General features: G+C 37.6%; 21 protein-coding genes. 18 read left to right on the plus strand and 3 right to left on the minus strand.

The features are described 5' to 3' along the window. The first annotated feature begins 14 nt into the window (after positions 1-14). The 18 genes from GGR22_RS16910 to GGR22_RS16995 all read left to right on the plus strand — a co-directional run bounded on the left by GGR22_RS16910 (position 15) and on the right by GGR22_RS16995 (position 21,488). Positions 15-983 (plus strand): stage II sporulation protein M, encoded by a 969-nt coding sequence (locus tag GGR22_RS16910; RefSeq protein WP_121377662.1) that lies wholly within the window; start codon positions 15-17, stop codon positions 981-983. Further along, positions 980-1,933 carry a hypothetical protein gene (locus tag GGR22_RS16915; protein WP_182494601.1) on the plus strand — a complete coding sequence of 318 codons (954 nt, stop codon included), beginning with the start codon at positions 980-982 and terminating at the stop codon, positions 1,931-1,933. The genes GGR22_RS16910 and GGR22_RS16915 overlap by 4 nt, the downstream gene beginning before the upstream one ends. Further along, positions 1,926-2,690 (plus strand): DUF4129 domain-containing protein, encoded by a 765-nt coding sequence (locus tag GGR22_RS16920; RefSeq protein WP_121377660.1) that lies wholly within the window; start codon positions 1,926-1,928, stop codon positions 2,688-2,690. The genes GGR22_RS16915 and GGR22_RS16920 overlap by 8 nt, the downstream gene beginning before the upstream one ends. After that, positions 2,691-3,905, plus strand: coding sequence for a DUF4350 domain-containing protein (locus tag GGR22_RS16925; RefSeq protein WP_182494602.1), 1,215 nt, complete (start codon positions 2,691-2,693; stop codon positions 3,903-3,905). Between the two features lie 21 nt (positions 3,906-3,926). Further along, positions 3,927-4,943 (plus strand): AAA family ATPase, encoded by a 1,017-nt coding sequence (locus GGR22_RS16930; protein WP_182494603.1) that lies wholly within the window; start codon positions 3,927-3,929, stop codon positions 4,941-4,943. 17 nt (positions 4,944-4,960) lie between these two features. Further along, positions 4,961-6,292, plus strand: coding sequence for a DUF58 domain-containing protein (locus GGR22_RS16935; RefSeq protein ID WP_182494604.1), 1,332 nt, complete (start codon positions 4,961-4,963; stop codon positions 6,290-6,292). Between the two features lie 72 nt (positions 6,293-6,364). Beyond that, positions 6,365-7,150, plus strand: a complete 786-nt coding sequence (locus tag GGR22_RS16940) for a TrmH family RNA methyltransferase (RefSeq protein ID WP_182494605.1) — start codon at positions 6,365-6,367, stop codon at positions 7,148-7,150. Positions 7,151-7,170: 20 nt separating this feature from the next. Continuing rightward, the gene (locus GGR22_RS16945) at positions 7,171-8,694 is read left to right on the plus strand and encodes a serine hydrolase (protein ID WP_182494606.1); all 1,524 of its coding nucleotides are present in this window, start codon (positions 7,171-7,173) and stop codon (positions 8,692-8,694) included. Between the two features lie 142 nt (positions 8,695-8,836). After that, positions 8,837-11,056, plus strand: coding sequence for a RelA/SpoT family protein (locus tag GGR22_RS16950; protein WP_121377654.1), 2,220 nt, complete (start codon positions 8,837-8,839; stop codon positions 11,054-11,056). 162 nt (positions 11,057-11,218) lie between these two features. Beyond that, positions 11,219-11,683 (plus strand): Fur family transcriptional regulator, encoded by a 465-nt coding sequence (locus GGR22_RS16955; protein ID WP_056072956.1) that lies wholly within the window; start codon positions 11,219-11,221, stop codon positions 11,681-11,683. A gap of 21 nt (positions 11,684-11,704) precedes the next feature. After that, complete coding sequence (locus GGR22_RS16960) at positions 11,705-12,976, plus strand: adenylosuccinate synthase (RefSeq protein ID WP_182494607.1); 1,272 nt, start codon at positions 11,705-11,707, stop codon at positions 12,974-12,976. A 114-nt stretch (positions 12,977-13,090) separates the two neighbouring features. Further along, positions 13,091-14,737 (plus strand): OstA-like protein, encoded by a 1,647-nt coding sequence (locus GGR22_RS16965; protein ID WP_121377689.1) that lies wholly within the window; start codon positions 13,091-13,093, stop codon positions 14,735-14,737. Between the two features lie 64 nt (positions 14,738-14,801). Beyond that, positions 14,802-15,995: an aspartate aminotransferase family protein gene (locus tag GGR22_RS16970; protein ID WP_182494608.1), complete on the plus strand. Its 1,194-nt coding sequence runs from the start codon at positions 14,802-14,804 to the stop codon at positions 15,993-15,995. Between the two features lie 134 nt (positions 15,996-16,129). After that, on the plus strand, positions 16,130-17,518 hold the full coding sequence (locus GGR22_RS16975) for a tetratricopeptide repeat protein (RefSeq protein ID WP_121377651.1): 1,389 nt from the start codon (positions 16,130-16,132) through the stop codon (positions 17,516-17,518). A gap of 74 nt (positions 17,519-17,592) precedes the next feature. Beyond that, entirely contained in the window at positions 17,593-18,336 is a 744-nt protein-coding gene (locus GGR22_RS16980; protein WP_182494609.1) for a shikimate dehydrogenase family protein, read from the plus strand. Positions 18,337-18,483: 147 nt separating this feature from the next. Beyond that, a complete protein-coding gene (locus tag GGR22_RS16985; protein WP_182494621.1) occupies positions 18,484-20,505 on the plus strand; it encodes a DUF349 domain-containing protein in 2,022 nt (673 codons plus the stop codon). Between the two features lie 105 nt (positions 20,506-20,610). Next, complete coding sequence (locus tag GGR22_RS16990) at positions 20,611-20,958, plus strand: hypothetical protein (protein ID WP_182494610.1); 348 nt, start codon at positions 20,611-20,613, stop codon at positions 20,956-20,958. A 74-nt stretch (positions 20,959-21,032) separates the two neighbouring features. Beyond that, entirely contained in the window at positions 21,033-21,488 is a 456-nt protein-coding gene (locus tag GGR22_RS16995; RefSeq protein ID WP_182494611.1) for a hypothetical protein, read from the plus strand. Between the two features lie 49 nt (positions 21,489-21,537). Here GGR22_RS16995 and mazG read toward each other — a convergent pair whose 3' ends face one another. The 3 genes from mazG to GGR22_RS17010 form a co-directional block, all read right to left on the minus strand. Then, the gene (gene mazG, locus GGR22_RS17000) at positions 21,538-22,314 is read right to left on the minus strand and encodes a nucleoside triphosphate pyrophosphohydrolase (protein ID WP_182494612.1); all 777 of its coding nucleotides are present in this window, start codon (positions 22,312-22,314) and stop codon (positions 21,538-21,540) included. A 119-nt stretch (positions 22,315-22,433) separates the two neighbouring features. Beyond that, positions 22,434-23,900 carry an aminoacyl-histidine dipeptidase gene (locus GGR22_RS17005; protein ID WP_182494613.1) on the minus strand — a complete coding sequence of 489 codons (1,467 nt, stop codon included), beginning with the start codon at positions 23,898-23,900 and terminating at the stop codon, positions 22,434-22,436. A 67-nt stretch (positions 23,901-23,967) separates the two neighbouring features. Continuing rightward, on the minus strand, positions 23,968-24,225 hold the full coding sequence (locus GGR22_RS17010) for a (2Fe-2S) ferredoxin domain-containing protein (protein ID WP_182494614.1): 258 nt from the start codon (positions 24,223-24,225) through the stop codon (positions 23,968-23,970). Positions 24,226-24,333: the final 108 nt, after the last annotated feature.

The raw sequence follows: 24,333 nt of genomic DNA on the forward strand, positions 1-24,333 counted from the left end.
TATTTTAGCATCAGATGAGAGAAGTTGCATTCATAAAGCAAAATAAAGAAAAATGGCTTGACTTTGAACAAGCAATTTTTGGTAAAGCTAAAAAAAATCCTGATGAAATGGCCAGTTTGTACATACATTTGGTCAACGATTTATCGTATGCACAAACCTATTATCCTAAAAGCAAGACAGTTGTCTATCTGAATCATCTAGCAGCACAGATTTATCAAAAAATCTACAAGACTAAAAGGACAGAAACCAACAGGTTCGTGTATTTCTTTTCTATCGAAGTTCCTTTGCTGGTGTACCAATACCGAAGGTATGTTTTATACGCTTTCCTCCTTTTCTTCCTGACTACAGCAATTGGCGTGGTATCCGCAAAATACGACCCTGATTTTGTACGACTGATTTTAGGCGACGGCTATGTCAATAAGACTTTAGAAAACATCAAAGACGGTAATCCTGTTGCAATCTATAAAGACGGAAGCAATTGGGGCATGACGATCGGAATCACCCTAAACAATTTATATGTAGGACTGCGATGCTTCCTTTATGGTATTTTTGCAGGCTTGGGCACTTTTTACATCTTGATTCAAAACTGCATAATGCTCGGTGCTTTCCAATACTTTTTCTACGAACAAGGTGTTTTTTGGGAAAGTGTTCAAGGCATCTGGATTCATGGCTCTATGGAAATTTTTGCGATAGTGATTGAAGCAGCCGCTGGGTTTATTCTAGGTGCTTCTATACTGTTCCCGAAAACCTATTCCAGAATGACTTCTTTTAAGATAGGATTCAAGAGCAGCTTGAAAATTTTTATGGGAACAATGCCTTTTACCATTGCTGCTGGAATACTTGAAGGCTTTGTCACCCGATATTCCTTAGAGATGCCGAATTGGCTGAACGTCTTTATTATTCTGTCCACCTTATCCCTGATTTCTTTTTATTTTCTGATATTTCCTTTTATCGTCAACAAAAAAATCCAATCCGCCAAATGATAGCCTTATTCAAGAAAAGAAATTTTAGCGATTATCTTAACGACACTTTCTCCTTTTTCAAAAAAGATGGAAAGCATTTCCTGAAAAACTATTTTGTCATCAACGGAATATTCCTGTTGTTGCTGACAGTTTTCATCTATTTTCTTTCAAAAATTTATTTTGAAGCTATTTTTTCTTCAATAGACAATACAAATCCTGGTTATAATTTTACCGAAAAGCTTTTTAATGAAAACTTAGGTCTTTTTATTGGATCATTAGTCGGATTTGTTATTCTTTCCTTATTTCTTACCTTATTAAATTTTGCCTATCCAGTTGTTTATTTGCAACAATATGACGAAAACGGAGGAAGCAATTTCACGACCAAACAGATAATTGTCCGTTTAAAATCTAAAGCAGGAAAAATAGTGCTGTTTTTTATTATCTCCATGTTTGTAATTACGCCGCTTGTAATGATTTTGTTCGTGGTTTTAGTATTTCTATCTTTTATCATTATCGGAATCCCGTTGCTTATCATTGCCATTCCTGCACTATTCAGCATACTATCACTTACATTATTTGATTATCTCAATACTTCAAACGGCTATTTTACTTCGTTTGGAAATGCTATAGGATACTTGAAGAAACAATTTTGGCCGATTATTGGCGTCACGATGATTATGTATATGATTGTTCAAGTTGTCTTGACCATCTTTTCGATGATTCCGTATGTCATTTCTATGATTGTCCTCTTTACTTCAATTGAATCTGGGACTGCTGACGGAACAACAGAAGCGCTCTCTACAATCGGAATCGTGATGGCTATAATTTTTGTAATTGTAATCTTGGCAAATTACGTATTGAATAATCTCCTTATTGTAAACCAAGGCCTAATTTACTACAGCCGCAGAGAACATGAGGAAAACAAAACTTCGTTTGGAGAAATCGACAGTATCGGAAAAGATTTTGAATAAGCTACTCTACATAGTTCTCTTCTTTTTCTGCCTGAATACCGCTTTCAGTCAGGATCCTCCGCCGGAAAAAAAAACCGACACAGTTACTGCTATTTCTAAGTTTTCTGAAAAAGACATCGCAATCGACAGCACCGAAATAAAAAGCCGTTCGTTTAGCAAATTAAAAGAGAAATACAGCGATTCGAGCTTTGAGTACGAAACCAAGACACAAGAAAAAAATGCTTGGGATCGTTTCAAGGAATGGCTTTCGTATTGGTTTGGGAAAATTTTCAGCTTGAGCAGCGAGGAAGCTTCCATGTCTTTTGTTGAACTATTTCTGAAGATTCTAGCCGTAATCATTATCCTATTCGTAATCTACCTTATCGTGAAGGCTATTATGAATGATGAAGGCCGATGGATTTTTGGAAAATCTTCAGACAAAAAAGTAATTCATTACGACGAAATCGAGAAGAATCTTCATTTGGTCGATTTCGAAAAGCTCATCAAAGAAGCCACAAAATCAGGCGAAAGCCGATTGGTCGTGCGCTATTATTATTTATGGCTGCTGAAAAAGCTAGCCGAAAAAGAAATCATCGAATGGGATGTAGAGAAAACAAATTCCGACTATCTCTACGAAATAAAAAGCGAAAAACTAAGGAACGATTTTTCATACCTTTCTTATCTCTACAATTACATCTGGTATGGCGAATTTGAACTAGAAGAAGACACCTTGTCAAAAGCCGTAAAATCATTTGAAAAAACCATCAAAGCCCTATAAATGAACAAGACTATCAAAATATACATCGTGTTTTTGGTACTGCTTTTAGCGGGCATTGTTTATATTGATGCTACACGGCCGAAACCGATCAACTGGTCGTCTACTTTTGGAATTAACGATAAAATTCCTTTTGGGATGTATATCTTTAATCAAGAAGCACCAGCTTTGTTTGATAATGAAAAAGTGAATAGGATTACACAAACCGCCTACGAATATCTTGAACCGTTATACGATTATGACAGTCTTGTCAATACCTATAAAGCCAAGGGAACCATTCTTTCGATTTCAGAAAACTACTTGATTGACGACGAATCGACGCAGGAAATCTTATATTTTGCCGAACATGGAAATAAGATTTTTATCAGCTCAAAATCATTTCCGCAAAAATTAATGGACAGCCTGAAATTCGAGTATTCCTCAAAATTTCTAGGCAGGGATTCCATCTCGGCATGGCTGGCCAATCCAAATCTAGGTTCAGAAAAATACAATATCACCGTCGGATCCGGAAATTCCTATTTCAATAAAATAGACACGCTTAATACCACTGTTCTTGGATATCAAGGAAACAAATCGGAAAAGCTGGTCAATTTTATAAAAATTCCTTATGGCAAAGGAGAATTTTACCTGCACACGCAGCCGACCGTCTTTACGAACTATCATCTTTTAAAAGACAATCACTCAAAATATGCTGCTAAAGCCTTGAGCTATGCAGACGGAGAAATATTCTGGCTTGTAAAAAACCAGACTGGGGAAATCATTTCAAATTCCCCATTGCGCTATATACTTAGTCAGCCCGCTTTAAAAGCCGTATGGTATATATTTTTGCTAGGAATGTTGGTTTTCCTTATATTCAATGCAAAAAGAAAACAAAGAATCGTCAAGATCATAAAGCCTTTAGAAAACACAACAGTCGATTTTACGAAGACCATCGGAAATTTATATTTCCAAGAAGGCAATCACGACAACATAATTGAAAAGAAAATCATATATTTCCTAGAAAAAGTTAGAAACGAATACCTGCTTGATACTACTGTTCTGGATGAAAATTTCGAGAAAAAGTTACAGCAGAAAACAGGCAAGAAGTTAGAAGATATACAACGAGCCGTCTATCTTATAAACCAGTACCGAAAAAACTATCATCAAAGTATTGAAAGCGACTTGATAGCCTTAAATACGGCCATCGAAAAGATTTTCGCAAAAGAAAAAGACAATTAAGAAACATAATCCACATATCCAATGGAAGAAAATATAGAACACAGCCAAAACGAAAATGCAACTGAAAACGTAAATTTTCAATCTCGAATTGATTTGAGCCAATTGCAAGAAAGCATCGAAAAAATCAGGACTGAAATCGGAAGCGTTATTGTAGGCCAGCACAAGATGATCGATCAGCTTTTGGTCGCTATCCTTTCAAACGGACACGTTCTATTGGAAGGAGTTCCTGGAGTTGCCAAAACCATTACGGCAAAATTATTGGCTAAAACATTAAACATCGGATTCAGCAGGATTCAGTTCACGCCCGATTTAATGCCGTCTGATATTTTGGGAACTTCTGTATATGATCTTAAAAAATCAGAATTTGAGTTTAAAAAAGGACCGATTTTTTCCAATCTAGTCTTAATTGACGAAATCAACCGTGCTCCTGCCAAAACACAGGCTGCATTGTTTGAAGTCATGGAAGAGCGCCAAATTACAATGGACGGCACTACTTATGAAATGCAAGCTCCGTTTTTGGTTATCGCAACCCAAAACCCGATTGAGCAAGAAGGAACGTATCGTTTGCCAGAAGCCCAATTAGACCGTTTTCTTTTCAAAGTGAATATCGATTATCCGAAATTAGATGAAGAAATCCTGATTATCCAAAAAGAGCACCAATTGCAGAATCATGGAAAATTAGATAACATCCAGACGGTTCTGACTTCTGAAGAAATTCAGAAATACCAATCTTTAGTAAAACAGATTATTGTAGAACCTCAGCTTTTGGAATATATCGCCAAGCTAGTCGTAAACACAAGAGAAAATGCTTTCTTGTATTTAGGAGCTTCGCCTCGTGCATCAATTGCCATCCTAAATGCTGCCAAAGGATATGCTGCTATTCGCGGAAGAGATTTCGTAACGCCAGAAGATATCAAAGAAGCCGCAATTCCAGTTCTGCAACACCGAGTTATCGTAACGCCGGAACGTGAAATGGAAGGAATTACAAGCGTAGAAATCATCAAGCAGGTGATTGAAGCTATCGAAATTCCTAGATAATTTAAAACACTGCTGCTTTGAAACTGCTCAAAAAACTATACATCAACAATTTCTTTTTTTTCGCGCTGATTGGCGTCGGATTCATCTATTGCTTTGCTTTTATGTTTCCGGCACTCTACAATGCGGCAGGATATGTATTGCTGATGCTTTTGGCGTTTCTAGTCCTTGACATACTGATCTTATTTGCGGCCAAAACCGGAATAGACGGAACTCGAATCGCCCCCGAAAAGCTATCAAACGGCGATGAAAATCCAGTTGGGGTACATATAAAAAACTATTATACCTTCCCTATCGGGATAAAAATCATAGACGAAATTCCCGAGCAGTTCCAAGTCCGTAATTTTGAAATCAAGCGAAAAATAAAAGCTTCTTCTCAAGACGACATCCAATATTATCTTCGTCCGACAGAACGAGGCGAATATGTTTTTGGAAACCTCAACATCTATGTGATTTCTCCATTAAAACTGGTTTCTCGAAGATTTACGTTTGACAAAAACCAGATGGTCCCAACCTATCCGTCTTATATTCAGTTGAGAAAATACGACCTGATGGCCTTCTCGAACAACCTGTTTCAATACGGCGTAAAAAAAATCAGAAGAATTGGCCATACGATGGAATTTGAGCAGATTAAAGAATATGTGCAAGGTGATGACATCCGTACGCTAAACTGGAAAGCCACGGCAAAGAAGAATTCGTTAATGGTCAATCAGTTCCAAGATGAAAAATCGCAATCCATTTATATGGCTATAGACAAAGGCCGTGTGATGAAAATGCCTTTTAACGGCCTAAGCCTGTTGGATTATGCTATAAATGCGACTTTGGTTTTATCTAACGTAATTCTAAAAAAACAAGACAAGGCCGGAATGTTTGCCTTTTCAAAAAGAGTAGAAAATCGTGTCGTAGCTGAAAAACGCTCTTCACAGATGCACCAAATCTTGGAAAGCCTTTACAACATCAAAACCGATTTCTTTGAAAGCGATTACAGCCGATTGTATGCCGACATAAAGAAAAATATCAACCACCGAAGCCTTATCATTTTATATACAAATTTTGAAACTCTAGACAGTCTTCATCGCCAGCTTCCGTATTTAAAAGGAATTGCAAAAAGCCACTTGCTGGTTGTTGTTTTCTTTCAGAACACAGAACTAAACGAAATTATCAATTCGAAGGCAGTTACAGTTCAAGAAGTATATGACAAGGTCATCGCTGAAAAATTTGCTTTTGAAAAACGTCTTATCGTTAACGAATTGAAAAAATACGGAATCTATTCGGTATTGACACAACCCGAAAATCTTACTTTGGACACGATTAATAAATATTTGGAAATTAAAGCTAGAGGAATACTTTAATTTATGATTTTAGGTTTTATGATTTTAGAAAAGGTAGTACCTTAGCGACTTAGAAACATAGAAACTACAATCTTGAAACAAATCACTTCTGTCCAAAATCCATTTATAAAATCGCTGGTGCTGCTTCAGGAAAAATCCAAAGCCCGAAAGCAGACCGGAACTTTTTTAATCGAAGGGCAAAGAGAAATCGAACTGGCGCAGAAAGGCGGTTATGAAATCGAAACCATCTTATTTCTGCCGGAAATCATTTCTGAAAACGAAGCCGGAAAACTTTCCCATTCTGCAGACTTGATTGAAATCAGCAAAGAAGTTTACCAAAAACTAGCCTATCGTGATACTACGGAAGGAATTTTAGCCATTGCAAAATCCAAAAATCTTTCTTTATCTGAATTAGATTTAGGTGAAAACCCGCTCATTCTTGTCGCCGAAGCACCTGAAAAACCAGGCAATATTGGAGCCATTCTGCGAACTGCTGATGCCGCCCACCTAGATGCGGTTATCATAGCCAACCCAAAAAGCGATTTGTATAATCCAAATATTGTACGCTCGAGTGTGGGCTGTCTTTTTACAAACAACATCGCGACAGGAACTACTGAAGAAATTATTACCTTCCTAAAAGAAAAAAACATCAGCATCTATTGTGCTACATTGCAGAATTCTACAGGCTATCATACGCAAGATTATACCACCCCGACCGCTTTAGTTGTTGGGACGGAAGCTACCGGACTCACGCAAGAATGGCGCGACACTGCGACCCAAAACATAATCATCCCGATGCAAGGCGCAATTGATTCCATGAACGTTTCTGTGGCCGCTGCAATCTTGATATTTGAAGCAAAAAGACAAAGAGGATTTTAATCACTTATGAATTACAACTTATGAATTTTAAATTAGGCCTATTCGCTATTTTAATAAGCACTACTCTTTCGGCACAGATTACGCCTACGCAAATTGACGAAGTCGTAGAAAAAACACTAAAAACTTTTGATGTGCCTGGTATCGCGGTTGCTGTCGTAAAAGACGGAAAAGTAATCCATTCCAAAGGCTATGGCGTCAAATCGATAATCACCAAACAAAAAGTAGACGAAAATACTTTATTTGGAATTGCATCCAACAGCAAAGCTTTTACCAGCGCTGCTTTGGCAATGCTTGTTGACGAAGGTAAAATCAAATGGGACGACAAAGTCATCAAATACTTGCCAGAATTCAAAATGTATAATGAGTATGTGACCAACGAGTTTACTATCAGAGATCTGCTGACACATCGAAGCGGCCTCGGACTTGGCGCAGGCGACTTAATGATCTGGCCTGACGGTTCTGATTTTAAAGCACAAGACATTATTAAAAATATCCAATACTTAAAGCCTGTTTCTGGATTCAGGACAAAATACGATTACGACAATCTGTTGTATATCATCGCGGGAGAAGTTGTTCATAAAGCTAGCGGCCTAACATGGAATGATTTTATAGAAACTAAAATCCTGAAACCGTTGGAAATGACCAAAACAGCTTCTACGTGGGTACGCCTAAAAGACACTTCTAACGTAATCGTACCTCATGTTCCTATCGATGGAAAGCTAAAGGTCATTTCACGCTATAAAAATCAAACTTTTGACGCAGCCGCGGGTATTTATTCCAGCGTAAACGATATGAGCAAATGGGCCATCATGCAATTGAATAAAGGAAAATACGGTAACGGACAAAAATTGTTTTCGGAAAAAGAACACGCAGAAATGTGGACACCGCAAACCCTGATGCCTAATAAGCCTGCGCCTCCTTATAATTCTCTTTTCAAAGCGTATGGTCTCGGCTGGCAATTAACCGATGTGAAAGGAAAGATGCAAGTTTCACATACAGGCGGTTTAGAAGGAATCGTTACCCAAGTAACTTTAATTCCCGAATTGCAGCTCGGAATCATTGTTTTTACGAATCAGCAATCTGGCGCTGCTTTTTCGGCCATCACCAATACGATTAAAGACAGCTATCTCGGAATCGAACCGATTGATCATGTAAAAATCTACAGCGATAGAAATAAAGCTACCGAAGAAAAAGCAGACAAAATTACAGATGAAGTATGGCAAACTGTCACAAACAATAAAAACCAGAAAATCGATTTCAAGAAGTATATTGGAACCTATAAAGACAATTGGCTCGGAGAAATTACGATTACAGAAAAGAAAGGAAAAATGTATTTTGCTTCTAAGCGTTCTCCGCAATTAAAAGGCGAAATTTTCTTTTACAAAGACAATAATTTCGTTGTAAAATGGGACAACCGCTATTTCCACGCTGATGCGCATATCTTCTTCGAAAAAGACAATGCAGAATTCACGATGAAGCCTATTTCTCCTGCTACAGATTTTAGTTATGATTTTCAAGACCTTAACTTTTTCAGGATAAAATAAAAGCGATAAAACACAACTCCATACAACAAAAAAACCGCCCAATTTGGAGCGGTTTTTGCTTCTATACAAACTAGCAAAAAAATTGGAAAATCCAAAACTTTATTTTACTTTTAGTGAGTAGCTAACAAATATCAGAAACGCCATGGTAGAGATTGATTTAGAACAAGAAAACAAGGCAATTGCTAGAGAATACAAAGAACTTTTGCGAATCAGTTACCAGACGCTTTCAGAAGATGATAAAAAACTAATCCGCAAAGCATTTGATGTTGCTGTAGACGCTCATAAAGACCAACGCAGAAAATCTGGCGAAGCGTATATTTTCCACCCGATTGCTGTGGCAAAAATTGTCGCATCAGAAATCGGTCTGGGAGCCACTTCTATTGCCGCTGCACTGATGCATGATGTTGTTGAAGATACTGATATTACTGTAGAAGACATCGAAAAGATGTTCAATCCGAAGATTGCAAAAATCGTCGAAGGATTGACCAAAATAGCCCAAGTAAAAACTGATAACGAAATCTCGATGCAGGCGGAAAACTTCCGCAAAATGCTATTGACGCTGAATGATGACGTGCGTGTAATTCTTATCAAAATTGCCGACCGTTTGCACAACATGCAGACTATGGAATCGATGGTCGATTACAAACAGGCAAAAATTGCATCCGAAACACTCTATATTTATGCGCCTCTTGCCCACCGTTTGGGACTTTACAATATAAAAAATCAGTTAGAAGATTTAGGCCTGAAATATACCGAGCCTGAAATCTACAATGACATTGTCAGCAAAATAAAAGAAACCAAGGAACAGCAGGACGAATACATCAAATCCATTTCAGATGTACTGAAAGAATCGCTAGATGCAGAAGGAATCGACTACATCATAAAAGGTCGTCCAAAATCCATTTTTTCAATCAGGAAGAAAATGCTGGCACAAGGCGTAAGCTTTGACGAAGTGTATGATAAGTTTGCCTTACGAATCATTTACAAAGCAGCACCAAGCGAAGAGAAATTCTTGGCTTGGAAAATCTATTCTATCGTTACCGACCATTATCGTCCCAGCCCGAGCCGTTTGCGTGATTGGATTTCTTCGCCAAAATCGACAGGCTACGAAGCTTTGCACATTACGGTAATGGGACCAAAAGGCCGTTGGGTAGAAATTCAAGTCCGAAGCGAAAGAATGGACGAAATTGCCGAAAAAGGCTACGCTGCCCATTACAAATACAAACAGGGCGGCAACGAAGAGCACGGTTTGGATACCTGGTTAAATCTCTTGAAAGAAGCTCTCGAAAACGCCTCAACAAATGCTGTTGACTTTGTCGAAGATTTCAAGCTAAATTTATATTCTAAAGAAATTTATGTATTTACGCCGAAAGGCGAAATCAAGTCGCTGCCGAAAGGTGCCACATCGTTGGATTTTGCATTCAGTATCCACTCCGAAATCGGAATCAGGACACGCGGAACAAGAGTCAACGGAAAATTAGTCCCGCTAAATCATGTCTTAAACAGCGGTGACCAGATTGAAATTATCACTTCTCCAAACCAAAAGCCGACATCGCATTGGTTGGATTATGTGACAACTTCGCGCGCAAAAACGAAAATCAAAAACGTATTAAACGAGAATACGAAGAAAACCGCTGAAGACGGAAAAGAATTGTTGACTCGAAAATTGCGTCATCTAAAAGTGACCTTAAACGAAACGACTGTCAATGAACTGGTCAATTATTTCAAGCTAAAAACAAGCCTTGATCTCTTTTATCGCGTGGGAATTGGTGCTATCGACAACCAGCAGTTGAAAGATTATGCCGCGCAGAAGAGCAATACGTTTATGAACTTTTTCAAAAACAAGATCAAGCGCTCTCCTACTACAAATCCTGAAATCATCAATAAGCCCGAAATCAGCAACAATTATGACATGCTGGTTTTTGGGAAAGAACAAGATAAGCTTGATTATAAATTAGCTACTTGCTGTAATCCGATTCCAGGAGACGATGTTTTTGGATTTGTGACTATCAACGAAGGCATAAAAGTCCATAAAAAAGACTGTCCAAATGCTATCAGCTTGCAATCTAACTATGCTTACCGAATCATCAAGGCGAAATGGATCGACTCAACGCAGCAAGAATTTAAGGCTATCCTGAACATTACTGGAATGGATACGCTTGGTCTGACGAATGAATTGACCAAAGTAATTTCCAACAACATGCACGTAAACATCCAAAGTATTTCGTTGAGCGGTGATGCCGGAATTTTCAACGGGCAAGTTGTAGTTGTTGTACAAAACAATACGATTCTCAAAAAATTGATTGAAAACATTAAAAAGATAGACGGAATTGATAAAGTAACCCGAATTAACAAGAACTAGCCTCAAAAAGACTTGTTTCAGAATCGGTTTTTCGAATTTTCGCAGAAATTTCACAAGCAAAATCCTTCATTAAAATTCATAGTCTATATCTTTTGTTAAACATATAAAAATCAATAAACGAGAAACTTGATACTTGAATAAAATAATTTATCTTTGCAGGATATGACACTAATTTCCGTAGATAACAATAAAAATCAAGAGATTGTAAAAAATGTTTTTACAAAATATCTTGAAACTAAAGGACATCGCAAAACTCCTGAACGCTATGCTATACTTCAGGAAATTTATGATAATGAAGAGCATTTCGACATTGAATCTCTTTATATCAAGATGAAAAACAAGAATTACCGCGTTAGTAGAGCTACGCTTTACAACACGATTGAACTTCTATTGGACTGTGCATTGGTAAGAAAACATCAATTTGGGCAAAACCAGGCACATTACGAAAAATCTTATTTCGATAAACAGCACGATCATATCATCATGACCGATTCTGGTGAAGTGATTGAATTCTGCGATCCGCGAATCCAAAGCATCAAAAAAACTATTGAAGAAATTTTTGATATCGAAATCCACAACCACTCTCTATACCTTTACGGAAACAAAAAGACTACACCTAAAGAATAAATAAACACAAACAACTAAAAAATGACCGTAGATTTACTACTCGGATTGCAGTGGGGCGACGAAGGCAAAGGAAAAATTGTTGACGTTCTCACTTCAAAGTACGATATTATTGCCCGTTTTCAAGGCGGCCCAAATGCTGGACACACGCTTGAATTTGATGGAATCAAGCACGTTTTGAGAACTATCCCTTCTGGAATTTTTCACAAAAAATCAATCAACATTATCGGAAACGGCGTCGTGATTGACCCTGTTGTTTTCCAAAAAGAATTGGAAGGATTGGCAAAATTTGATATCGACATCCAGTCAAGATTGATCATATCAAGAAAAGCACACCTTATTTTGCCTACGCATCGTCTGCTTGACGCTGCTTCTGAAGCATCAAAAGGCAAAGCTAAAATCGGTTCAACCTTAAAAGGAATTGGGCCAACCTATATGGACAAGACAGGAAGAAACGGTCTTCGCGTAGGCGATATCGAACTGGCTGATTTTAAAGAAAGATATAGAACTTTAGCCGACAAGCATGAAGCTATGATTGCTTTTTATGATGTCGATCTTCAATACGACTTGAAAGAACTGGAAGACGAGTTTTTTGAGTCTATCAAAGTATTAAAAACATTGCAATTCATCGATAGTGAAGAATACATCAACAAAGCGATGAAAGAAGGAAAATCAATATTGGCAGAAGGCGCGCAAGGCTCACTTTTAGATATTGATTTCGGAACGTATCCTTTCGTGACATCTTCCAATACAACTGCAGCAGGCGCTTGTACTGGTTTAGGAATCGCTCCAAACCGTGTAAAAGAAGTCTTCGGAATTTTCAAAGCGTATACGACAAGGGTCGGCAGCGGACCTTTCCCAACGGAGCTTTTTGACAAAGACGGCGAAACCATGGCAAAAGTCGGAAACGAATTCGGATCCGTAACAGGTCGTGCTAGACGTTGCGGCTGGTTAGACTTAGTAGCTTTGAAATATGCAATTCAAGTAAACGGAGTAACTGCTTTATACATGATGAAAGGTGATGTACTTTCAGGATTTGATACCCTAAAAATCTGTACTTCTTATAAATACAAAGGAGCAGAAATCGACCATCTTCCTTACAACATAGAACCAGAAAACGTTTCTCCAGTATATGTTGAGAAAAAAGGCTGGAAAGCTGATTTGACGGGAATGACTTCTTACGACGAGCTTCCTTCAGAATTAAAAGAATATGTCGAGTTTATCGAGAAATTTGTAGAAGTTCCGATCAAGGTAATTTCAGTCGGGCCAGACAGAACCCAGACTATTACAAAATAATAAAAACGCCTTGATAATGTCAAGGCGTTTTATTTTTTATGCTACCTATAAATAATTCTTAATTAAAAATCAGATTTGGAGATTTTACTTAAATTTGAGCCAAAATACGATCCATTGAAGAAGAACTTTTTATTTCTTGCAAGCTTTTTTATCCTACTGAGTTTCAACACACTGCTAGCACAGGCACCTCCTAAAAAAATAGTAGTTGAAAATTCCGATTTTGTCGATATCCAACAGGAAGAAATTCCAGGCGCAATTCGATATAGAGGAAATGTCAGGATTCTGCACGATGGTGTTAGGATGACCTGCAATACGGCTTATCTATTCCAAAAAGAAAACTATGTAAAGGCTTTTGGCGACGTGAAAATGAACCAAGGCGATACGGTTTTCATGGACAGCCGCTATGCGGAATATCAAGGAAACATAAAATTCGCTTATGCCACAGGAAATGTGGTCATGCGTGATCCAAAAATGACACTGACAACGGATACGATTAATTTTGACAGGAGAATCCAGCAGGCGTATTATAACACATATGGCACAATAAAAGACCAAGAAAACACTTTAGTAAGCAAATCCGGAAGGTATTTCCTGAATGAAAAGAAATTCCAGTTCCTGACCGCCGTTACGATTACAAATCCAAAATACGTCATCAAGTCAAATCATTTGGATTATTATTCAAATTCAGGCCACTCCTATCTTTTCGGTCCGTCGACGATTACCAGCAAGGAAAATTTTATCTACACCGAAAAAGGATTTTATGACACCAAAAAGAATTATGCTCATTTTGTAAAGAATTCCTATATTAAATACAACAACCGGCTTATCGAAGGCGACAGTTTGTATTATGACCGAAATAGGGAATTTGCTTCAGCAACCAACAACGTCAAAATCACCGATTCTATCAACAGAGGAATTGTCCGAGGCCATTATGGCGAAGTGTATCGAAACCAAGACTCTTTAGTGATGACCAAAAGAGCTGTTGCTGCGACATTAATTGAAAAAGACACACTTTATATTCATGGCAAAAAGTTGATGGTTACCGGAAAGCCAGAAAATAGAATCATGCGGGCTTTCAATAACGTACGTTTTTATAAAATCGACATGAGCGGAAAATGCGATTCCTTACACTCGAACGAAAAAAACGGACTCACGCAATTAATAGGAAGGCCAGTAGTTTGGAATGGAGAAAATCAATTGACAGGAAAAGTAATCCATCTTATTTCGAATACAGAAACTGAAAAATTAGATTCTCTCAAGGTATTGACAGATGCTTTTATTGCCTCCAAAGATACCTTAGGCAAAGGATATAATCAGGTCAAGGGCGTCAATTTATACGGTAAATTTCGGGACAATAAGCTCTATGAGGTCGATCTCGTCAAGAATACCGAAAAGATTTATTATGCCTATGATAAAGGCCAATTAGCTGCTATCGACAAAGGAATCAGCAGCAGTATACATCTTGAGTTAGAAGACAACAAAATCACGACGGTAACCGCGTTTAAAAATACAGAAAGCGAAAGTTATCCCGAAAAAGACCTGCCCGAAAATGCCCGGAAACTCCGAGGATTTATTTGGCGGGGCGACGAGATTATAAAAAGCAAGGATGATATTTTTCCGCCAGAAGAACAAGAGCTCCATGAAAAAATTGTGAAGCAAAGCAAGATTGACAAGGCCAAAGAAGATGTCCCGATGGAGGTCCGGAAAGAAACTTTGGAATATGACAAAAAGAATCCTGAGAAGAAAGCGAAAGTGCAATAAGATTTTAGATTGCAGATTTAGGATTGCAGCGAAGCAATCAAACAGTACAATGATATAGATTTCAATGATTAAAGATTTTCACAAATACCAAGCGCAAACATCTCCTTATCCTTTGGGAATGGAAGTTTCTCACGCTATCGGTTCTTACATTTACGATACCAATAACAAAAAATACCTTGACTTTGTCGCCGGCGTTTCCGCTTGTACATTAGGCCACCAGAACAAAAGAGTCAATGACGCCATAAAAAATCAACTCGACAAGTATTCTCACGTTATGGTTTACGGCGAGTATGCCCAAAATCCAGCTGTCGAATTTTGCAAGCTATTAGCTTCTCTCCTTCCAAAACCGTTAGAAAAAACCTATCTGGTCAATTCGGGAACAGAAGCTACAGAAGGTGCTTTAAAACTCGCGAGAAGAGTTACAGGCAGAAGCCAATTGATTTCCTGCAATAATGCCTATCATGGCAATACAATGGGCTCCATGAGCGTTATGGGATTTGAGGAAAGAAAACAAATTTTCCGTCCGCTAATACCTGATGTCGATTTTATCACGTTTAACAACGAAGAAGATTTACAGAAAATAACGACAAAAACTGCAGGAATAATATTAGAAAGTATTCAAGGTGGCGCTGGATTCATACAGCCAGAAAACGGCTTCTTGAAAAAAGTCAGAGAAAGATGTACAGAAGTTGGTGCGCTGATGATTGTCGATGAAATCCAGCCTGGCTTCGGAAGAACCGGAAAATTATTCGGTTTTGAAAACTATGATGTCGTTCCTGACGTAATTATATTAGGCAAAGGAATGGGTGGCGGCATGCCGGTTGGCGCTTTTACAGCTTCGTCAGAAATGATGGATTTATTGAGCGATAATCCCAAATTAGGGCATATCACGACTTTCGGCGGACATCCTGTCATAGCTGCAGCCAGCTTGGCAACATTACAAGAAATTACCGAAACCGACCTGATACCGCAGACTCTGGAGAAAGAAAAGCTTTTCCGTTCGCTTTTGGTACATCCTTTGATACAAGAAGTAAGAGGGCGAGGATTAATGCTTGCCGCAATGACTGAAGATGCCGAAATTACGAACCAAGTAATTTTAAAATGCCAAGACAAAGGACTGATTTTGTTCTGGCTGCTGTTTGAAGGCAAAGCGATTAGAATTACGCCTCCGCTGACGATATCTGAACAAGAAATTAGAGAAGGTTGTGCCATTATTTTAGAAGTAATGGATGAAGTGCAATCCGCCCTGAAAAATTAGGATTTAACAATAAAAATCCGTAACTTACAGAGAGTAGTTTTGTTAATTAAATTGTTCACAACAATTTCAGCCTTACCTCGCAAAAAGATTTACGTTCCCTAAATTTATTAAGGATAATTTTAAAAACAAAGAGTATGCATTTGAGTCACGATGAAGAAGATTACAATTTATCCTTGTCCAAGTTCGAATCGATGTTGAAAACTAACAAAGTTCTCTTCTTTGATTCGGAAGAATTTGAAGAAATTATTCTTCACTATCTGGATATGGGTAAAGCGTCTCTGGCTAAAAAAGCCTTAAAATTAGCGCTTGAGCAGCACCCTCGTTCTACAGGCTTAAAACTAGTACAAGTAGAAATGCTGGTGTATGATGACAAGCTAGAAACAGCTGAAAAGCTGTTAAACGAACTCTACGCCATTGAGCCCCAAAACGAAGAAATTTTTATCCAAAAAGCCAACATTTACTCCAAAAGAGACAATCATGAGAAGGCTGTAGAATTATTGCAGGAAGCCCTAAAACTGACGGATGATTATGCAGATGTCTACAACTTGATTGGCATGGAATACCTTTTCATGGACAATTTGGAGTTTGCCAAAGAGAATTTTATCAAATGTCTTGAAGAAGACGTAGAAGACCAAGCCGCATTATACAATGTGGTATACTGTTTTGAATTTTTAGACCAAAACAAGGAAGCTATTGCCTTTCTTGAGAACTATATTGACAGAAATCCTTACAGCGAAATCGCATGGCACCAAAGCGGCAGACTTTATTACGGACTGCAAGATTATGAGAACGCCTTGAGATGTTTCGATTACGCTTCCATGATCGACGATGAGTTCATGGGTGCTTTTATGGAAAAAGCCAAGTCTCTAGAACGTCTTAAACGTTATGATGAAGCGATTGAAAGCTATAACAGGACCATTGAATTAGATGATCCAACGTCATATGCCTTGCTTCGAATCGGAAAATGTTATGAAAAATTAGGCAACAAGCCATTGGCGCTTAAATATTTTCACAAGACTGTTCACGAAGATCCATTATTGGACAAAGGGTGGATTGCGATTACCGATTTTTACGTAAGACAGAAAAACTATCAAAAAGCATTGTTTTATGTAAATAAGGCCATTGGAATTGATAACGAAAATAGATTGTACTGGAAACGTTATGCAACCATCAACAGAGCCTTAGATTTTCTAGAAGAAGCCGAAATAGGTTATAGAAAAGCTGTAGAATTTGGCGATTATGAGCTGGATACTTGGCTGTATTGGATTGACATCCTGCAGTATTTAGGAGAATTCGAAGCGGCCATACACACATTATTGCAGGCTTCAGAGTATTTCCCAGAAGAGTTTCAATTAGAATACCGTCTTGCTGGTTTATATTTTATGGAAGATGACGAAACAAAAGGAAAATTCCATCTCAGCAATGGATTGAGAGTAAGTTTCGAAAACCACACCATTCTTGAAACCCTCTTCCCTACTGTTTGGGAAAGAAAAGATGTCCAAAAAATGATTCATAAAAAATAACAAAAAGAATATCTTTTAGAAGCCTGGCAAAAATGATTAATTTCGCTTTTGCCAGGCTTTTTAATTTTAGACGCATGAAAATCACACACCTATTCGGGCTGCTCGGAAAAAATATCGGATACTCTTTTTCAAAAGGATATTTTGCAGAAAAATTCAAATCTTTGAATCTAAACAATTACGATTATGTCAATTTTGACATTTCGTTGATTGAGGAATTTCCAGCAATCATCAAGCAGCATCCTAATTTAAAAGGAATGAATGTCACCATTCCCTATAAAGAAGCCGTAATGCCTTATCTTGATAAAATTTCAAAAAAAGCAGAAAGAATCGGAGCCGTCAATACCATAAAATTTACACGAAAAGGAAAATTAAAAGGGTATAATTCCGACTATTACGGTTTCAAAAAATCATTAGAACCCTTATTAGAACCACATCATAAGAAAGCATTAATTTTAGGAACCGGAGGCGCATCCAAAGGCGTGGCTTTCGCCTTGGAAGAACTCGGAATTTTATACACTTTTGTGTCCAGAGAAGCTTCCGGTGAAAGCATCGGATACAATCTAGTCAACGCTACGACTTTTGACAATCATCAAATCGTAATCAACTGCACGCCGCTTGGCACTTCACCTAATGTAGATGCCTTTCCTCCTATTCCTTATGAATATTTCTCTCCAAAGCATATCGCCCATGACTTGATCTACAATCCCGAAGAAACTATCTTTTTGAAGAAAGCTAAAAAATACGAAGCCAAAACTAAAAACGGATTAGAAATGCTGCGCTATCAGGCTGAGAAATCATGGAAAATTTGGAATAAGTAGCTTTTTCAACAAAAATCTCTAAAGTTCTATTGCGACAAAAACATCTATAGTGGCAAAAATTACTTTAAATATTGGTTTTTCTTTGAATTTTCATCCGCCTTTACTATCTTTCCAAACTAAAGAATTACCAACCTTAAACATTTAATGATGTTAGAAGAAAAGAATGATAACCTGCATGAAGCAGATGGAAGTCAAGAAAATGAAACACAAGATGTGTCTCAAAATGAAAATCCGCAGATAGAAGAACAAAGCGAAAACAATGCTGATGCTGTTGAAGCAGAAGCTGAGACTGTTGCTGCTGAAAATGCAGACACTGTAGAAATTTCTCCTGAAGAATTAGAAGAAACCATTGCTGTCAGCGAAAACCAAGAAGCCTTAGATGCTATTGCTCACTCCAATGCAGAAGAAAGTGAAGACGAAACTCTTAAGGAACGTCATGAAATTCCGATGCAAGATTATGAAGCAATGGACATGGAATCGCTTGTGCAGGAATTAGAAAAGCTAGTCGCTGTTGAAAAAGTAATGTCTGTAAAAGACCATGTGGAAGAAATCAAGTCTGCTTTCCTCTCAAAATACAATCATTTTATAGAAGAAAAAAGAGAAGAGTTTTTAGCTGAAAATCCAGATACGACTGAAGATTTTCATTACCATCTTCCTTTAAAAGTCAAATTTGACACTTTATTTAACCAATATAGAGATAAGAAAAACACACACTTCAAGAGCCTTCAAAACAACTTGAAATCTAACTTGGATGCACGTTTGGCTATCGTAGAGGAGCTGAAAGAATTGATCAATCCTCAAGAAAACATCAAGGATACGCTAAAACATTTCAATGAATTGCGTGAAAGATGGAAAAATGCAGGGCCTATTCCGAGAGACAAATACAACCACGTTTGGAATAACTACCATTTCCATGTAGAAAACTTTTATGACTACTTGCATTTGGACAGAGAAGCTAGGGATTTGGATTTCAAGCACAACCTAGAGTTGAAGCAAAAAATAATTACTCGAGTAGAAGTGCTGGTAAATGAGCCGGATGTAAACAAAGCATTCCGCGAATTGCAAGATCTTCATAAAATCTGGAAAGAAGATATCGGTCCGGTTTCAAGAGAACACCGCGAGGCCATCTGGAATACGTTTAGCGAACTGACTAAAAAAATCCATGACAAAAGAGAACTTCTGTTCGAAAAACAACGTGGCACAGAGCAAGAAAACCTTGAGAAGAAAAAAGAAATCATTTCAAAAATAGAAGAATTAGCGAAAGAAAAAGTAGAAGCACATTCTTCATGGCAAGGTCAGATTGAAAAAGTAGAAGCCTTGAGAAACGAATTTTTCTCTACCGGAAAAGTGCCTTCCGATGTTAACGAAGAAACTTGGTCGGCTTTCAAAAATGCCGTGCGTGACTTTAATGCCTTGAAAAATTCATTTTATAAGGATATCAAAAAAGACCAACAAGACAATCTGAATAAGAAATTAGCTTTAGTCGAAAGAGCAAATGCGTTAAAAGACAGCGAAGATTTTGCCGCAACGACTCCGATAATGAAGCAGATTCAAGAAGAATGGAAACAGATTGGACATGTGCCAAGAAAATATTCCGACAGCATCTGGAAAGACTTTAAAGAAGCCTGCAATCATTATTTCGATAAGCTTCATGCACAAAGAAACGAGGTAAATTCAGAAGAAATCGAAGCTTTCGATAAAAAGAAAGCGTACCTTGAAACCATCAAAGACTTTGCTTTGACTGGAGAGCACAAAGCTGATTTGGATGCCATAAAAGCGCATATCGAAACTTGGAAAGGCTTCGGAAAGGTGCCACATGCTAGACGTCATATCGAAGGAAAATTCAATAAGATTCTAGATGCTTTGTTCGACAAATTGAGCTTAAGCAAAAAAGATTCTGAAATGGCTCGTTTCAATAGTAGAATCGACCAGCTTTCTGGCTCTGATGATACAAGAAAACTTGAAAACGAGAAGATTTTCTTGATTCGCAAGATTGAAGAAGTACAGCAAGAAATCTTCCAGTTAGAGAATAACATCCAGTTTTTTGCGAATGCAAAAAAGGACAATCCAATGGTTCTTGAAGTAAAGAAAAACATCGAGCGACATAAAGAAAGCCTTCAGATGTGGAAAGACAAACTGAAACAGATTCGAAATATAAAAACAGAATAAGTATATTTCCAAAAGCCCTGCAAATTGCAGGGCTTTTTTTATGATTTTGTGGCATTTATGCCTCTAATCCTTTTATACCTTTTTTATAAAAAGTATCTTTGCCCGATGAAATGGATTAAAAACATAGCGCTGTTCTCCGTTTTTCTGGTAGCCTTTCTCTTTGTCAATAGCGACGAAGGAAAAGCTTTTGGTGCTATACAAAACAATAAAAAATCCATTGAGCAGGTTGATTATCTTAGAGCTTCGGCTTTTGTAAATCAAGAAATAAGCATCCATTCTATTTCGAATCCGAGAGCAGATCTTCCTGTTTACGCCAAATGGTTCGAATCGTATTATGACATAAGTTTTTCAGGTTTCAGCACCTGCAAAGCTACTGCAGCTTTTCTGAGACAGGACATCAATCGATGTGACAATGTCTCAATCTTACTTTTTCCCTTCCACTTTTTTTGGTGATTTTTATCGTACACTAAAAATTTAGGGCTGATACTTCTATCAGCCAAATCATCATTATACAAAAAATCTAAAAAATGGATACAGCATCTCTAACAATAGGGCTAGTGCTTACTTTGGTTTGCGTCTTGCCATTACTTTATATCGCCAATAGTCAAGCAAAAAACAAAAAGAAAATTAAGGAAATCTTTGACCATTTCCGCCAAGGAAAATACGATTTCTCAACGCGTGAAACGCATTATAAGAAAATCTATGCTTTAGATGAGGCGAACAAAGGATTTCTTTTTATCGACTTAAACAAAGAAAACGACAGAGCTTCTTTTGTAGACTTAAAAGAAGTGACTTCTTGCAGAGTTGAAGAAACATCAACAGGCAACGACGATAAAATCCTTTTTACGTTCAAGCTTAAAAACGGAAATACGAATTCGGTAGTGCTTTATGACCTAGAAAATGACAAGCTCGGAAAAGCTTATTGGCAAGAAAATGAAATGATTGCAAAAAAATGGCAATCTATTATTGAAAATAATATCTAGGTTTTCGGTTAATTATAATTCATTTAAAGAGGCTCAGTTGGGCCTCTTTTTATTTTAGCTTCTTGGCTTCATTCCAGAAAACGTCCATTTCCGCAAGTGTCATGTCTGACAATTGTTTTCCTAATTCGCCAGCTTTGCTTTCCAAATATTGGAATCTTTTGATAAACTTTTTATTGGTCCTTTCTAAGGCATCTTCTGGGTTGATTTTCAAAAATCGGGCATAGTTTATCATGGAGAATAAAACGTCGCCAAATTCGGCTTCAATCTTGTCTTGGTCGCCATTCTTGATTTCTTCTTGAAACTCTTGAATTTCCTCTTCTACCTTGTCCCATACTTGATGCAGTTCTTCCCAATCAAATCCGACACCTTTGACCTTGTCTTGGATACGGCTTGCTTTTACTAATGCAGGAAGGCTTTTAGGAACACCTTCTAAAACCGATTTCTTTCCTTCTTTAAGCTTTAGTTTTTCCCAGTTCTGCTTTACTTCTTCTTCATCTTCTACGACCACATCTCCATAAATATGCGGATGGCGGTGAATTAGTTTCTCACAGATCTCGTTGCATACATCGGCAATATCAAAATCGTTGGTTTCGCTTCCGATTTTTGCATAAAAAACAATATGAAGCAGGACATCTCCTAATTCTTTTTTAATTTCCTGCAAGTCGTTATCAAGAATCGCATCTCCTAATTCGTATGTCTCCTCGATCGTCAGATGCCTCAAAGTCTGCAGCGTCTGTTTTTTATCCCACGGACATTTTTCACGCAAATCGTCCATAATATCTAATAATCTGCCAAATGCGTCGAGTTTTTGCTGTCTTGAATTCATAGGAAAGGTTTTTTGTAAAAGTAAAAAAAATAGCCACAGACTAAAGGATTTCCACAGATTATAAACTTCTCTATCTGTGCTAATCTATCAATCTATGGCTTGAATTTTATAGGAAATTCTTAATTCTTGCTTGGAATGTTTTTCAAAATTTCCAATACGAATTTCCAATATTTTTGAGCTGAAGCGATATTGGCTCTTTCATCAGGAGAATGCGCTCCTTTGATCGTGGGACCGAAAGAAATCATATCCATATCCGGATAATTAGTTCCAAGGATACCACACTCAAGACCTGCATGGCAAGCTACTACATTTGGCTTGCTTCCGTTTTGAGTCTCGTAGATTCCTGTTAGAACATCAAGGATTTCAGATTTAGCATTCGGAGTCCATCCAGGATAAGAACCTGAAAACTCAACTTCACACCCCATTAATTCAAAAGCGGAACGCAAAGCATTCGCTAAATCCATTTTAGATGATTCCACAGAAGAACGTGTCAGGCATTGAACAGATAATTTTCCTTCGCCTACAACTACCTTTGCAATATTATTAGAAGTTTCCACCAAATCATCGAAATCAGCACTCATTCTGTAAACGCCGTTATGGGCAGTATACATTGCTCTTACGAAATAGAACTGTGCAATCGAAGGCATAACTTTTGCCGGAGCAGTATCTAATTTTTCAAAAACGATTTCTAAATTCGGCTCCGTTGTCTTGAATTCGGTTTTGATTTCGTTTACAATTTCTTGCATATCGAAAACAAAAGCTTCGTCATAAACTTCGGCGATGATTACTTTTGCAACACTTTCACGAGGAATCGCGTTGCGAAGGCTACCTCCTTTTATTTCAGAAATCTGCAATCCGAAGTTATCAAAACCGTCAAAAAGCAAACGGTTCATGATTTTGTTTGCATTTCCTAGACCTTTGTGGATATCCATTCCAGAATGTCCGCCATTCAAGCCTTTTACGGTAATCGAATACCCTACAGAGCCTTGTGGTGTTTCTTCTTCGTCATATTCGGCAGTTGCCGTCACATCAATTCCGCCAGCACATCCGATATCAATTTCATCATCTTCTTCAGTATCAAGATTCAAAAGAATTTCGCCATCTAGCAAGCCTCCTTTTAGTCCCATAGCGCCAGTCATTCCTGTTTCTTCATCAATCGTAAATAAGGCTTCGATAGCAGGATGAGGAATATCAGTAGATTCTAAAATAGCCATAATAGTAGCAACGCCCAAACCATTATCTGCGCCTAGCGTTGTTCCTTTAGCACGAACCCAACCGTCAGCCACATACATTTCAATACCTTGCGTATCGAAATCGAAAACAGTATCGTTATTTTTTTGGTGCACCATATCCAAATGCGACTGCATTACGATGGTTTTGCGGTTTTCCATTCCAGCAGTAGCCGGTTTTTTGATGATTACATTTCCAACTTCGTCTTCGATGGTCTCAAAGCCTAGTTTTTTACCGAAATCTTTCATGAAGGCAATCACTCTTTCTTCTTTTTTTGAAGGACGTGGCACGGCATTCAAATCGGCGAATTTATTCCAAAGCGCTTTCGGCTCAAGGTTTCTTATTTCCTGACTCATTATTTATTTTTGAATTTAGTATAGCAAAGTTACAAAGTTATGTGCGGAATGCCCAAGATATAAAAGCTTAAAGGAGATACTTTTCAAATATTTTTTTAGCTTTTTTTTCTGTAACTTCTTTTTTCCAGATATCTTTCGGCTCAATATAGACTACCGGCGCTTTCTTGCACATTCCTTGGCAGTCCATTTTTGAAATACAGATTTTATCTTCTAGTCCGAATTCGGCAATCTTCTTTTTCAGGTAATCTTTCGGTTCTTTATTGTACTTGCCGCACTTTTTTCCGTTGCAGAAAAAAATTATTTTCTCTTCATTTTTCTTTTTCATAAATAATCAAAGTAAGCTGCTGATTTTACGCTGAAATCTATTGCAATTTTACGACTTATTATCATACCAAAGCACGAAGCGAGTATTAATTTTTTATCTAAAGTTTCT

Source organism: Flavobacterium gossypii, from assembly GCF_014138495.1.
Classification (GTDB): Bacteria; Bacteroidota; Bacteroidia; order Flavobacteriales; family Flavobacteriaceae; genus Flavobacterium; species Flavobacterium endophyticum.

What these genes read in the sequence shown, in the direction of transcription:
- GGR22_RS16910 (WP_121377662.1), top strand. Translation starts at nt 15, where the DNA reads ATGAGAGAAGTTGCATTCATAAAGCAAAATAAAGAAAAATGGCTTGAC.
- GGR22_RS16915 (WP_182494601.1), top strand. Translation starts at nt 980, where the DNA reads ATGATAGCCTTATTCAAGAAAAGAAATTTTAGCGATTATCTTAACGAC.
- GGR22_RS16925 (WP_182494602.1), top strand. Translation starts at nt 2,691, where the DNA reads ATGAACAAGACTATCAAAATATACATCGTGTTTTTGGTACTGCTTTTA.
- GGR22_RS16930 (WP_182494603.1), top strand. Translation starts at nt 3,927, where the DNA reads ATGGAAGAAAATATAGAACACAGCCAAAACGAAAATGCAACTGAAAAC.
- GGR22_RS16945 (WP_182494606.1), top strand. Translation starts at nt 7,171, where the DNA reads ATGAATTTTAAATTAGGCCTATTCGCTATTTTAATAAGCACTACTCTT.
- GGR22_RS16950 (WP_121377654.1), top strand. Translation starts at nt 8,837, where the DNA reads ATGGTAGAGATTGATTTAGAACAAGAAAACAAGGCAATTGCTAGAGAA.
- GGR22_RS16955 (WP_056072956.1), top strand. Translation starts at nt 11,219, where the DNA reads ATGACACTAATTTCCGTAGATAACAATAAAAATCAAGAGATTGTAAAA.
- GGR22_RS16960 (WP_182494607.1), top strand. Translation starts at nt 11,705, where the DNA reads ATGACCGTAGATTTACTACTCGGATTGCAGTGGGGCGACGAAGGCAAA.
- GGR22_RS16970 (WP_182494608.1), top strand. Translation starts at nt 14,802, where the DNA reads ATGATTAAAGATTTTCACAAATACCAAGCGCAAACATCTCCTTATCCT.
- GGR22_RS16975 (WP_121377651.1), top strand. Translation starts at nt 16,130, where the DNA reads ATGCATTTGAGTCACGATGAAGAAGATTACAATTTATCCTTGTCCAAG.
- GGR22_RS16980 (WP_182494609.1), top strand. Translation starts at nt 17,593, where the DNA reads ATGAAAATCACACACCTATTCGGGCTGCTCGGAAAAAATATCGGATAC.
- GGR22_RS16985 (WP_182494621.1), top strand. Translation starts at nt 18,484, where the DNA reads ATGTTAGAAGAAAAGAATGATAACCTGCATGAAGCAGATGGAAGTCAA.
- GGR22_RS16990 (WP_182494610.1), top strand. Translation starts at nt 20,611, where the DNA reads ATGAAATGGATTAAAAACATAGCGCTGTTCTCCGTTTTTCTGGTAGCC.
- GGR22_RS16995 (WP_182494611.1), top strand. Translation starts at nt 21,033, where the DNA reads ATGGATACAGCATCTCTAACAATAGGGCTAGTGCTTACTTTGGTTTGC.
- mazG (WP_182494612.1), bottom strand. Translation starts at nt 22,314, where the DNA reads ATGAATTCAAGACAGCAAAAACTCGACGCATTTGGCAGATTATTAGAT.
- GGR22_RS17005 (WP_182494613.1), bottom strand. Translation starts at nt 23,900, where the DNA reads ATGAGTCAGGAAATAAGAAACCTTGAGCCGAAAGCGCTTTGGAATAAA.
- GGR22_RS17010 (WP_182494614.1), bottom strand. Translation starts at nt 24,225, where the DNA reads ATGAAAAAGAAAAATGAAGAGAAAATAATTTTTTTCTGCAACGGAAAA.